Annotated in this window: 11 protein-coding genes; 6 read left to right on the top strand and 5 right to left on the bottom strand. The window is 65.9% G+C overall.

The window, feature by feature from the left end; genetic code table 11:
- The first annotated feature begins 74 nt into the window (after positions 1-74).
- Complete coding sequence (locus tag JN279_RS16265) at positions 75-1,058, top strand: methyltransferase (protein ID WP_202353344.1); 984 nt, start codon at positions 75-77, stop codon at positions 1,056-1,058.
- A 31-nt stretch (positions 1,059-1,089) separates the two neighbouring features.
- On the opposite strand, the gene JN279_RS16270 is transcribed toward JN279_RS16265, so the two are convergent.
- The gene (locus JN279_RS16270) at positions 1,090-2,736 is read right to left on the bottom strand and encodes an acyl-CoA synthetase (RefSeq protein WP_202353345.1); all 1,647 of its coding nucleotides are present in this window, start codon (positions 2,734-2,736) and stop codon (positions 1,090-1,092) included.
- A 165-nt stretch (positions 2,737-2,901) separates the two neighbouring features.
- Between JN279_RS16270 and JN279_RS16275 the strand changes: the two genes are divergently transcribed.
- The gene (locus JN279_RS16275; RefSeq protein WP_096448214.1) at positions 2,902-4,458 is read left to right on the top strand and encodes a serine hydrolase; all 1,557 of its coding nucleotides are present in this window, start codon (positions 2,902-2,904) and stop codon (positions 4,456-4,458) included.
- A 61-nt stretch (positions 4,459-4,519) separates the two neighbouring features.
- On the opposite strand, the gene JN279_RS16280 is transcribed toward JN279_RS16275, so the two are convergent.
- From JN279_RS16280 to JN279_RS16290, 3 genes are all read right to left on the bottom strand, one after another.
- Positions 4,520-5,479 (bottom strand): DMT family transporter, encoded by a 960-nt coding sequence (locus JN279_RS16280; RefSeq protein ID WP_096448212.1) that lies wholly within the window; start codon positions 5,477-5,479, stop codon positions 4,520-4,522.
- Between the two features lie 12 nt (positions 5,480-5,491).
- Positions 5,492-6,427: a hypothetical protein gene (locus JN279_RS16285; protein WP_096448210.1), complete on the bottom strand. Its 936-nt coding sequence runs from the start codon at positions 6,425-6,427 to the stop codon at positions 5,492-5,494.
- 127 nt (positions 6,428-6,554) lie between these two features.
- Complete coding sequence (locus tag JN279_RS16290) at positions 6,555-7,448, bottom strand: LysR family transcriptional regulator (protein WP_096448208.1); 894 nt, start codon at positions 7,446-7,448, stop codon at positions 6,555-6,557.
- A 102-nt stretch (positions 7,449-7,550) separates the two neighbouring features.
- On the opposite strand from JN279_RS16290, the gene JN279_RS16295 reads away from it, so the two are divergent.
- Genes JN279_RS16295 through JN279_RS16305 form a run of 3 tightly spaced genes read left to right on the top strand, consistent with a single transcriptional unit; the run spans position 7,551 to position 9,452 of the window.
- Positions 7,551-8,309 carry an SDR family oxidoreductase gene (locus JN279_RS16295; protein ID WP_096457573.1) on the top strand — a complete coding sequence of 253 codons (759 nt, stop codon included), beginning with the start codon at positions 7,551-7,553 and terminating at the stop codon, positions 8,307-8,309.
- Between the two features lie 8 nt (positions 8,310-8,317).
- Positions 8,318-9,211, top strand: coding sequence for an SDR family oxidoreductase (locus tag JN279_RS16300; RefSeq protein ID WP_096448206.1), 894 nt, complete (start codon positions 8,318-8,320; stop codon positions 9,209-9,211).
- A gap of 28 nt (positions 9,212-9,239) precedes the next feature.
- A complete protein-coding gene (locus JN279_RS16305; RefSeq protein ID WP_096448205.1) occupies positions 9,240-9,452 on the top strand; it encodes a tautomerase family protein in 213 nt (70 codons plus the stop codon).
- 310 nt (positions 9,453-9,762) lie between these two features.
- Here the strand turns inward: JN279_RS16305 and JN279_RS16310 are convergent, their stop codons facing one another.
- A complete protein-coding gene (locus tag JN279_RS16310) occupies positions 9,763-10,719 on the bottom strand; it encodes an AraC family transcriptional regulator (protein ID WP_202353346.1) in 957 nt (318 codons plus the stop codon).
- Positions 10,720-10,833: 114 nt separating this feature from the next.
- Here JN279_RS16310 and JN279_RS16315 point away from each other — a divergent pair, with 114 nt between their 5' ends.
- Positions 10,834-11,874, top strand: a complete 1,041-nt coding sequence (locus JN279_RS16315; RefSeq protein WP_202353347.1) for an SDR family oxidoreductase — start codon at positions 10,834-10,836, stop codon at positions 11,872-11,874.
- Positions 11,875-12,267: the final 393 nt, after the last annotated feature.

Consider the following 12,267-nt stretch of genomic DNA (forward strand, 5'->3'; position numbering starts at 1 on the left):
ACTTTCCGGAGAACGGAGGTTCTAATCTTATGGGAGCCGCGAAGTCGGTCCTGGATCGCGCAAGGGGACCTGACATGGCGGATTCTGATCGGATCGACAGGCTGATCGCAGCGGTACCCTCCGCCTTGGCGCTTCGAGCCGGGCTGGACCTTGGCGTCTTCACCCGGCTCGGTGACGATGCCGCGACTGCCGACAGCCTCGGGGCCGCGCTCAAAGTCGATCCCGATCGTCTGTCGCGGCTGCTCTACGCACTCGCCAGCATCGGCCTCCTCGAAGTCACGGGCGGTCAATTTCGCAACGGAGCCGAAGCGTCTGCCTTCCTCGACGCGTCCAAGCCGACCTATCGCGGCGGCGATCATGCGCTGCTGCGCGAACTCTGGGGAGCCGACCTTTTGACCGCGGACTCGCTGCGGCAGAACCGGCCGGCCGCGCTGCACGACTTTTCTGAAGCGGGGCCTGAGTCCGCGGCGGCCTTCAGCCGCATGCTCGCACCGGGCGGGGTGATTTTCGGCCGGCATCTGGCCCGCGAGTTGGACCTCTCGGCGGTCGGTTCGGTGATCGATATCGGCGGCGGCGCCGGGACCATTCTCGTCGGGCTTCGCGAGCAGCGGCCGCGGATTGCGGCAACGCTGATGGAACTGCCAACGGTCGCAGCGGTCGCGCCTTCGATCCTGGCAGAATACGGTGCCAGCGACGTGACTGTTGAAGAGGGGGACATAACTGTCGCGCCATCGATCGGCCGGCACGATCTGGCGATCCTGAAGGCCGTCGTCCAGGTGCTTCCGCCGGACCAGGCACGCCGTTCGATCCTGAACGCGGCGCGTTGCCTCAACCCTGGAGGCGAGATCGCAATCGCGGGGTGGGGTGTCGTCGATAACGACCGCCTCGGCCCGCCCGAGGGTGTCTTTCTCAACCTCACCTTCCTGAACCTCTATCGCCACGGCGAATCCTACACGGAAGGTCAGTATCGGGCGTGGATGACCGAGGCTGGATTGCGGGATATATCGAGGTCGCGCCTGACGGATGGCACCACCTTGTTTCGTGCGCGCCTCGGCTGAAGTTCGCGGTCTGATTGCGGGTGGGGCCCTCTCAGCTCTTCCGCTTCTCCACCTCCGCCTTCCTCAGCAGGAACCGCTGGATCTTGCCGCTCGGCGTCTTCGGCAGCTCCGCCACGAAGTCGATCTCGCGCGGATAGGCGTGGGCCGAGAGCCGTTTGCGGACATGCTGCGCCAGTTCCTCGGCAAGCTCGGGGCTGCCCTGGTAGGCGGGCGACAGGATGACGAAGGCCTTGACGATTTCGGTGCGCTGCGGGTCGGGCACACCGACCACCGCGGCCTCGTTGACGGCGGGATGTTCGATGAGCGCGCTTTCGACGTCGAAGGGGCCGATGCGGTAGCCGGATGAGGTGATGACATCGTCGGCGCGGCCGATGAAGGAGACCGAGCCATCCGGCTCGTATTCGACCGTGTCGCCGGTGCGGTAGTAGCCGCCCGCGATCGCCGGCGTCTGCTCCTGGTGATAGCCGGCGAACCAGCGCAGCGGCGAGTTGGCGATGTCGACGGCGAGGATGCCGGGCTGGTTGGGGCCGAGTTCGCGGCCTTCATCGTCCAACACAACCATGCGGTAGCCCGGCATGGCGAAGCCGGCGGAGCCCGCGCGTACGGTATGCGCCAGGCCATGGTGGTTGTTGACCATCATGCCGTTCTCGGTCTGGCCGTAATGGTCGTGGATCGGCGCATTGAGGTGGGCGTCGAACCAGCGGATCACTTCCGGGTTGAGCGGCTCGCCGGCGCTGCTGACGACGCGCAGCCGGCCTTTTATACGGGCGGCGGCTTCAGGTCCTTCGGCGAGCAACAGGCGGAAGGCGGTGGGCGAGCCGGCAAGGCTGGTGACGCCGAGCCGCTCGATGACGTCATAGGTGCTCTTGGCGGTGAAGGCGCCCTCGTTGAAGGTGGTGGCGATGCCGAGCAGCAACGGGCCCGTGATGGCGTAATAGAGGCCGTAGGCCCAGCCTGGGTCGGCGATGTTCCAGAAGACGTCGTCGGGGCGCAGCCCGATGGCGTCGCGCATATAGGCGCCAAAGGCGAGCAGCGCACTGAGCGGCACCGGCACGCCCTTGGGCAGGCCCGTCGTGCCTGACGTCGACATCATCATGAACAGGTCATCACCCTTGCGCATGACGGGTTCGCAATCGGGGGAAGCGGCGGCGAGGGCGGCGCGGAAATCGATGTCGCCTTGGGGCAAGGCATCGCCGGGACCGAGGATGGTGGCGATCGGCGGGCAGGTCTCGATCTCGTCGAGCTTGCCGCGATTGGCCGGATTGGTCACCACCAGCTTGGCCCCGCTGTAGCCCAACCGGTGTTCAATGGCCTTTGGGCCGAAAGCGGTGAACAGCGGCTGGTAGACGGCGCCGATGCGCCAGGTGCCGAGGATGAGCGCAATGAGTTCGGGGATGCGCGGCAGCATGCCGGCGACGACATCGCCGGGACCGACACCCACCTCCTTGAGCAGGTTGGCGACGCGGCCCGACATATCAGCGAGATCTTCGAAGCTGAATTCGCGCAGTTCGCCGCCGGCCGAGATCGCGCGCAGCGCCAGCCGGTTCTCACCGGTGTGGCGGCCGCAGCATTCGACATAGGCGTTGATGCCGGTCGCCGGATCGCCATCGAGCCTGGCGATCTCATCCTCGATGCGAAAGGCCGCAACGGCGTCTTCGTAGCGCGGCAAGCCGGTCATGTCAGTCCTCCCTGGCGGCGCCCATCTCCCCATGGAGCGCCATCATCTGTCAGATTGCCTGAAATCGTTGTGATGGTCGATTGCGACGAAGGTGGGGGCAGGCATTGGCCTCGTCCGCACCGGCCTGTATCATGGCCGGGTGAATGCAGGAGAGGAGGCTCGGGCGTGCGGCTGGATCGGAACCTCTGCCATTGGCGACTCTGGACCTTCATCGCCGTCCTGGCGCTTTGGCCGCAGGCGGCGCCTGCCGACACCATCACGGCCGATCGCATCGCCGCCGCGCTGCCGAAGCTCGAAGCGCTCGCCGAAGCCACGGTCAAGGACGGTGCCGTTCCCGGTCTCGCCATCGCGGTGGTGCATGACGATGAGGTGGTCTTCCTGAAAGGTTTCGGCCATCGCGAGGCCGGCAAGCCGGAAACCGTCGATCCGGACACGGTGTTCCAGATCGCCTCGCTTTCCAAGCCGGTCTCGGCCACCGTGGTGGCGGCGCTGGTCAGCGACGGGACCGTGTCCTGGGATTCGAAGATCGCCGACCTCGATCCGGCCTTCCGGCTGGCCGATCCCTATCCGACTAGCCAACTCACCGTCCGCGACCTGTTTTCGCACCGCAGCGGGCTTCCGGGCACCGCCGGTGACGACCTTGAGGACATTGGCTACGACCGCGCCGAGATCCTGCATCGGCTGCGGTTCGTGCCGCCATCGTCGAGCTTTCGCGCCGGCTATTCCTATAGCAATTTCGGACTGACCGAGGGTGCTGTCGCGGCCGCGAAGCCGACCGGCAAATCCTGGGAGGAGGTCGCCGAGGAGAAGCTCTATCGTCCGCTTGGCATGGCCTCGACCAGTTCGCGTCTCGCCGATTTCGTCAAGCACACCGATCGCGCGGCCCTGCATGTTATGGTCGATGGCGCCTGGGCCGCGAAGATCAAGCGCGATCCGGATGCGCAGGCGCCCGCTGGCGGCGTCAGTTCCACCGCACGCGATCTGTCGCAATGGGTGCGCCTCATCCTCGGCAATGGCGTCTACGCCGGCAAGACGGTGATTGCCGCAGATGCGCTGGATCAGACGCATGTGCCGCTGATGACGCGAGGCAAGAACCCTGTCTCGGGCGGTGCATCGTTCTACGGCCTCGGCTGGAATGTCGAGTTCGGCCGGCATGGCCTGAGCTGGGGCCATGCGGGTGCCTTCAGCGTCGGCGCACGCACGCTGGTGACGGTCTTCCCAGAGGAGAAGCTTGGCATCGTCATCCTCGCCAACGCCTTCCCGACAGGCGTGCCGGAGGGGCTGTCCGACAGTTTTGCCGATCTCGTTTTCGAGGGTTTGGTCGAGAAGGACTGGATCAAGGCGTGGGACGGCATCTACAGCGGCATGTTCGGGCCGGTGGTCGAGGCGGCCAAGGCCACCTATGCCGTGCCTTCGTCTCCGGCAAGGCCGGCCGCACCGGCCGGTGCCTATGCCGGCCGCTACACCAACGACTTCATCGGCGATGCTGTCGTGGCGAGCGCGGGAGACAGCCTTGTGCTCAAGGTCGGCCCGGCCGGCGCCCGGTCCTACTCACTGACGCATTTCGACGGCGATCTCTTCCTGACCTTCCCCGATGCCGAGACACCGGACAGGCCAACCGGCGTGAGCTTCGTCGTCGGCCCCGACGGCAAGGCATCGGCCATGACCATAGGCTTCCTCGACGACAATCATCTCGGCACGCTGCGGCGGGTGGGTGACTAGGGGCTGACGGGGGCAACAAGCGGCGGCCGGCCGCACGTCTTGTGCCGCACTTGCAAAATTTCTACGCCACGCGTGGTTGAGCTGATCTGGGTTTGACCACGGTGGCCAGCACGATGCCGGCGACGATGAAGGCCGCGCCGACCAGATCGTAATCGTGCAAGCCCTCGCCAAGCAGCAGATAGGCGAGAATGGCCACGAACACCGTCTGCAGGTAGAGCAGCATGCTTGCCCGGCTGGCGCCCAGCGTTTCCACGCTTTTGTTGTAGAGATAGTACATCAAGGCGCCGCCGGGACCTGCCAGATAGGCGAGCGCCAGAATGCTGTCGACGTTCATGGCGGAGCGTTCGTCGTTGAACAATTCCCACAAATGCAAAGGCAAGGCGACCAGCGCACCGGCGCCGAGCAGCAGCACGACCATCGGCAGGAGTTCGATGCCGAATTTGGCACGGCGCAAAAGCACGGTGTAGAGGCCCCAGCAGAACGCGCTGCCGACGATCCACAGCTCGCCGGCGTTGACCTTGAGTTGCAGCAGCGCCGTCAGGTTCCCGTGGGCAACGATGAAAATCATCCCGGCAAGCGCAGCCAGCGCGCCAAGCGACTTCCACAGCCCGAGCGGCTCGCCAAGCACGAAACGGGCGAGCACCATCGTCATGACAGGCGACAGCGCCATGATGATGCCGGCCGTGGTGGCGTCGGTGTGGTTGAGGCCATGGTAGATCATACCCTGGCATAGCGTGAGGCCGATCGCGCCCACGGCGACGACCTCCACCGCGCGCGTCCGCAGAAGCCCGATCATCGCGTCGTGATGACGGTGCACAATCGGCAGCAGGATGGCGCAGGCAAGCGTCAGCCGCCAGAAGCAGAGACCCCAGGGCGGCATTTCAGGCGCCACCCATTTGGCCGCGATATAGACACCAGCCGAAAGCAGCCAGCACAGGACGGCGGCCGGATAGCCGGTCACGGAGGATACGGGGCCGACCGCGGGTCGCGCGGCTTGATGCGCTATCGGCACTGCCTGCATGTCATGTCCTCCTCAGGACGCGGGGTTGAACTGGAGCAGTTTGAAGCAGTCGCCGCCGCCCGACCTCGACTGCGACAACACCGGTTTCGACCGGTCGAGCCATTCCTGTTGCGACCTGGCATCGGCCTCGATCGCATCGACCGGGGCCGCGCCGACGAAGCCGCGCCCTTGGCTGAACAGCCAGCAGGCGCGGGCCAGATGCCGCCTGGAGCGCTGGCGCAGCAGATCGGCATCGTAGAAGATGTCGAGCACCTCCTGCTTGACCCGGCGCTCCTTTTCAGGGTCGGCGACCACTGCCTCTGCCGGATTGCCGCCGATCGTGTCTCGCAGGTCCTTGTAGTCGAGGGCGAGCTGGGTCGTGGCGTATTTGATCTCGCTCTCGTCGCGCACGATGTCGAACCACAGCCTGGAATCGAGCTCGTTGACGACGAAAGAGGATTCGAAATCGCGCGACAGGTTCAGCACCTCGAAGTCCGCGAGATCGACGTCGCGCTCGACCAGCAGGATCCTGGCCGCCTGTTTGCCGAGCTCTGTTCCCTGGAGGCTGACGGCGGTGTTCTTGCCGCCGAGATGGGGATCGAGATAGGGCCCGCCTTCATCCAAGAGCTCGTCGAATTCTTCCAGCGACTGCATGACAGGCGCGCCGCGGGCGATGCGCGCGGCGAGCTTGGCCAGGACCTGCTGCAGCTCCGTCTCGCGCCTGCGCTGGTCCTGATAGTTCTGCTGGAAGAAGAAGATGAACAGCGACACGCCGATGCCGATCAGGATCACGCCCAGCTGTGAAAAGATGTTGCGATAATATTCGAGCAGCTTTTCGCGATGGCGCACGTCGGTGCGCACGCTGTGGGCGACGCGAAGATTGACGATCAGCGACAGGATGAGCAGCCCGGCGCCGACCAGGATGAGGCCGCCGATGAGGAGGTAGCCGTGGCCTGTGCTGAAATCCATCCGCGTATCCCAAGACCCCAGACCGCGCAGAATAGAGCCATTTTGCTTCAATACCTACGGTTTCGTTGGTGATGGGGTCGATGGCGGCGAGGTGCCCATTGTGAGCAACGGATCGATGGCCGCATCCCTAAAGGTTCGCCTCGGCGAAGATGTGCGCGGCCCAGTCGAGGAAGACGCGCAGGCGCGGCGAGAGCTGGCGGTTCTGCGGGTAGAGCGCCGACAGCGGCGTCGGCGAGGGCGGGTAGTCGGCCAGCACTTCGACCAGCGTGCCGTCGGCGAGGTCCTTCTCGAAGCGATAGCGTGGCGCCTGGATGAGGCCGAGGCCGAGCCGCGCCAGATCGGCGGCGGTGTCGGAATTGTTGGCGGCGACGCGGCCCGGCAACCGGACCTCGCGCATCTTGCCGTTGACGGTGAATTCGAAGGGCAACACCTCGCCGGTACGCGACGAAACGAAGCCAATGGCCTGATGGCCGTCGAGCGCGTCGGGGGAGGCGGGTATGCCATGGCGAGAGAGATAGGCGGGGCTGGCGCAGGTCATCTCGCGGATCATGGCCAGCCGCCGCATGATCATGCCGCTGTCAGGCGGCTCACCGACGCGGATCACGCAGTCGACGCCCTCGCGCACGAGATCGACCAGCCGGTCGCTCTGGCCGATCTGCAGGTCGATGCGGGGAAAGCGGGCGAGGAATTCAGGCAGGCGCGGCAGCAGGAAGGTGCGGGTGAGCAGCGTGCTGGCGTCGATGCGCAGCAGGCCGAAGGGCTCGGCCTTGCGGAAGGCGGCCTCGGCATCCTCGATCTCGGCCAGGATCGACAGGCAGCGCCGGTAATAGGCCTCGCCGTCCTGCGTGGCGTTCACCTGCCGCGTCGTCCGCTCCAGCAGGCGGGCGCCGAGATGTTCTTCGAGCCGGCGGATCGCCTCCGTCGCGGTTGAGCGCGGCAGGCCGAGGTCGGCGGCGGCAGCGGTAAAACTGCGCCGCTCGAGCACGCGAACGAAGAGCCGCATCGTGTCCAGGCGATCCATCACCTTTGTTCGCAGTTTCCGAATAGTGATGTCAAGAGGCGGCTGATTATCCGGGAAGTTGGCTTGGCCTATATCCGTGTCACCAACAACGGAGAGACTTCCATGACATCCAATCAAACAAGTACGGGTGGCCAAATCAGAACCGCGATCGTGACTGGCGCCTCCAAGGGCATTGGTGCGGCGATCGCACGGCGGCTCGCCCGCGACGGCATTGCCGTCGTCGTCAACTATGCACGGGGCCACGCCGAGGCCGAAGCGGTCGTCGGCGCGATCGCAGCCGAAGGCGGCAAGGCGATCGCCGTGCAGGCCGATATCGCCGACCCGGCCGGCATCGCCGCGCTGTTCGACGCCGGCGAGAAGGCGTTCGGCGGCGTCGACATCCTGGTCAACAATGCCGGCATCATGAAGCTGTCGCCGATCGCCGGGACTGACGACGCCTCCTTCGACACGCAGATCGCCATCAATCTCGGAGGCGTGTTCCGTGGCATGCGCGAAGGCGCAAAACGCCTCAGGGATGGCGGCCGCATCGTCAATTTTTCGAGCAGTGTCGTCGGCCTCTACCAGCCGGGCTACGGCATCTATGCCGCCACCAAGGCGGCGGTCGAGGCAATGACGCATATCCTGGCCAAGGAGCTTGGCGCGCGCCGCGTCACCGTCAATGCGGTGGCACCCGGACCGGTCGAGACCGCCCTGTTCACGGACGGCAAGAGCGAGGCGCAGATCGAGGCTACGGCCAAGATGATCCCGCTCGGCCGGCTCGGCCAGCCCGACGACATTGCCGGCGTGGTCTCATTCCTCGCCGGCCCGGACAGTGGCTGGGTCAACGGACAAATCATCCGCGCCAATGGCGGCGTGATCTGAAGGGGGCAATGATGAAACAGACAATCCTGATCACCGGCGCCTCCAGCGGTTTTGGCGCGATGACGGCGCGGGCGCTCGCAAGGGCCGGCCACACGGTCTATGCCTCGATGCGCGACCCCTCGGCACGTAGTGCTGCGGTAGCCGCGATGGAAAACTTCGCCCGTGACGAGGGCGTGGCGCTGAAGACCATTGCGCTCGACGTCACCTCCGACGCCTCGGCGCAAGCGGCGATTCAGCAGATCGTCACTGAGGCCGGCCAGCTCGACGTGCTGATCCACAATGCCGGGCATATGGGGTTCGGACCGGCCGAGGCGTTCTCGCCCGAACAGCTGGCACAGCTCTACGACGTCAATGTCGTCGGCACGCAGCGCGTCAATCGCGCCGCCCTGCCGCATATGCGGTCTCTCGGCCGGGGCCAGATGATCTGGGTCGGTTCGAGCAGCACGCGCGGCGGCACGCCGCCGTTCCTGGCGCCTTACTTCGCCGCCAAGGCAGGCATGGACGCGCTGGCGCAGAGCTATGCGCTGGAGCTCGCCCGCTTCGGCATCGAAACGACGATCGTCGTGCCGGGCGCCTTCACCAAAGGCACGGAGCATTTTCATCATGCTGCGGCACCCGCCGACACGGAGCGTGCCGGCGCTTATTGGTCGGGTCCGTATGCCGGTGCCGATCAGCAGGCGCTAAAGGGACTGGCGTCTCTTGAACCCGCGGATGCCGATCCGGCCGAGGTCGCCGATGCAATCGTCGCGCTCGTCGCCATGCCGCACGGCAGCCGCCCGTTTCGTGTCCACATCGACCCTTCCGACGATGGCGCTGCCATCGTCAACGGCGTTGCCGACCGCGTGCGGGCGCAACTCATGGAACGGATCGGCCTTGCCGACCTGCTCCATCCCAAAGCCTGAAATCCAATCTCAGAGAAGGAATACGACCATGCCGTTCGCCAACATAAAAGTACCGCAGGCCGCACTCTCCAAGGCGCAGAAGGAAGACCTCATCCATCGGATCACAGCCATCTTCGTCGACTTCTTCGGTGAGGTCGCGCGCCCCACCACGATGGTGCTGGTGGAAGAGATCGCTGACGGCGGCTACGGCCGCGCCGACGAGGTTTTCGTCATACCGGAAGCCTATCGCGCAAAGGAGTAGCCGCTCCGAGCTGTCCACCTCTCGCTTGTGCTTGGTGCCGGCCGTGTGACGCGCAGGTCCTGAAAGATTTGCGCCAGCACCCCCACCCGGACCTACGGTCCGACCTCCCCACAAGGGGGAGGTAAGGGGGCTCAGCCTTTCTGCGCCTCTAGAAGAGCTCCGTCGCATGGGTGGATAAGGCACTTCCTCACCCTCTCCCTTGTGGGGGTCCGAAGGACGGGCGAGACCCGTGGCTCGCCCCGGCAAGTCGCTGCGAAGCAGCGGGGTGGGGGTCAGCGCGGCGCTGCAAGGCTTGGCTCGTCGCGAAGTTTCAGGACACCATGCTCAGCGACTGAGCCTCCGTACCCTCCGACCGCTCGGCTTTCCCTGCGGTCCGATACCGCTTGGGCGCGGTGCCGGTGGCGCGCTTGAAGGCGTTGCTGAAGGCGCTTTCGGAGGTATAGCCGAGCGAGCGGGCAAGCACCGCCACCGGGGTATCTTCCTCGCGCAGAGCGCGCTCGGCCAGATGCATGCGCCATTGCGTCAAATAGGTCAGCGGCGCGACGCCGGCGGTTTGCCTGAAATGGAAGGCAAAGCTGGTGCGCGACATGGCGGCGGCCCTGGCGAGATCCTCCAGATGCCAGTCGCGGCCGGGGTCGCCATGCATCAGCCGCAGCGCCGGCGCCAGGCGCGGATCGGCGAGCGCGCGCAGCCAGCCGGCGGGCATCAGCTCCGATGTCTGCAGATGCGCCCGCAACACCTGGATGAACAGCAACTGCGCCAGCTGCGCCGAGGCAAGGCTTGCGCCCGGCTGGCCATCCGCCTGCTCGCGCACCAGTTGGTCGAGGATCCAGCGCAGGATCGTCGCTTGCGGCGACGAAGCCTGGATGTGGATCCATGGCGGCAAGACATCCGCCAGCAGCCGCCCGCTCGCCTGGTCGAGCAGGACATGGCCGCCAATATGGACGAAATCCCTGCCGTCGCCGAGCTGCGCGATTTTGCAGCCTGAGAACACCGCCATAGCGTCCAACGGCGGGACGGACAGGTCGCTGGCGAGGATGAAGGAACGCCGCGAAGCAAGCAGCAGCACGTCTCCCGTTAGCGCACGCACCGGCTCGTCCTCACCCTCGAGGCGGATCCAGCAACTGCCCTTCACCACGGCGAAGAATTTTATCTTCTCGGGCGCCGGAAAGCGCAACGCCCAGGGACCGCCGGCGGTGAAGCCGCCCGTCACCATGGTTTGCGCGCTGGTGAATTTGAGGATGTCGGAGAAGGGGTCGCCGGTCATTTCGTACTCTCGCGCAATTTATGCGGATTTTCAAGCATTCACAATCCGGGTGCGGGCGCATAGCTGATGGTCGATCAAGCGTCGTCGCGAGCGGCGACGACAGAGGAGACCGACATGAACGACGAATTGGTGCTGGTGACCGGCGGCTCAGGCTTCATCGCATCGCATTGCATCCTCAAGCTGCTCGACGCCGGCTACCGCGTGCGCACGACAGTGCGCTCACTCAAGCGCGAAGCCGAGGTGCGTGCGATGCTGAGGGAAGGCGGCGCCGAGCCCGGCGATCGGCTGTCCTTCGTCGCCGCCGACCTGACTGCGGACGCCGGCTGGGCAGAGGCGGTCGCCGGCTGCGCCTATGTCATGCATGGTGCCTCGCCGACGCCCTCCGGCAGCCAGACGCGCGAGGAAGACTGGGTAAGGCCGGCCGTCGACGGCGTGCTGCGGGTGCTCAAGGCCGCGCGCGATGCGGGCGTGAAACGCGTGGTGCTGACCTCGGCGATCGGTGCCATCGCCATGGGTCATGCGCCGCAGACCAGGCCCTTCAACGAGACGGACTGGACAGACCTCAGCGGCGCTGTCGCGCCCTACCAGAAATCGAAGACACTGTCGGAGCGCGCGGCCTGGGATTTCATCGCCCGCGAGGGCGGTGGCCTCGAACTCTCCGTCGTCAATCCGGTCGCCGTGTTGGGCCCGGTTCTCGCTGCCGACTTCTCGCATTCGATCGGGCTGATCAAGCGGCTGATGGACGGCATGCCCGGCTGTCCCAAAGTCAATTCCGGCTATGTCGACGTGCGCGACCTTGCCGATCTGCACTTGCTGGCGATGACCAGTCCCGCGGCCAAGGGCGAGCGCTTCATCGGCATTTCGGGCCACAGCCTGTGGATGGCCGAAGTTGCAAAAGTGCTGCGGCGGCGGATGGGCGCCGCAGCGGCCAAGGTGCCGCGCCGCGAAATCCCCAACTGGGTGATCCGCCTGCTGGCGCTGCGCGGCGATCCGACGACGAAGATGCTGGCCAGGCATCTCGGCGTGATGATGGACGCCACCAGCGAAAAGGCAACGCGCCTGCTCGGCTGGACGCCGCGCCCGGCCGAAGAGGCAATCGTCGCCACGGCCGAGAGCCTGTTGCGGCTGGGGTTGGTGGGCGGGAAGAGAGCGTAGGCAATATTGCGGGCAAGGAACCCGGATACTGAAAGGTTTGCGCCAGGACCCCCGCCCGGACCTTCGGTCCGACCTCCCCACAAGGGGGAGGTGGGGAGCGCGCTTTTCCGTACCTCCACAATAGCACTGTCGCATGGCGGACAAGGCGCGTCCTTACCCTCCCCCTTGTGGGGGTCCGAAGGACGGGCGAGACCCGCGGCTCGCCCTGGCAAGTCGCTGCGAAGCAGCGGGGTGGGGGCGGCGCGGACCATCCAAGGCTTGGCTTTCTCGCCCCGGCGCCGCGGTTCGGGCAAAGCCCGAGATGGAGACGGGCCTTGTCCTGATGTCGCAGCGAGACAATGTGCAGCAAGCGCGGCTGTTGACGGAAACCGGCTTCCGCCCGATAGGTCCGCA

This window comes from Mesorhizobium sp. 113-1-2, from assembly GCF_016756475.1.
GTDB lineage: Bacteria > Pseudomonadota > Alphaproteobacteria > Rhizobiales > Rhizobiaceae > Mesorhizobium > Mesorhizobium loti_C.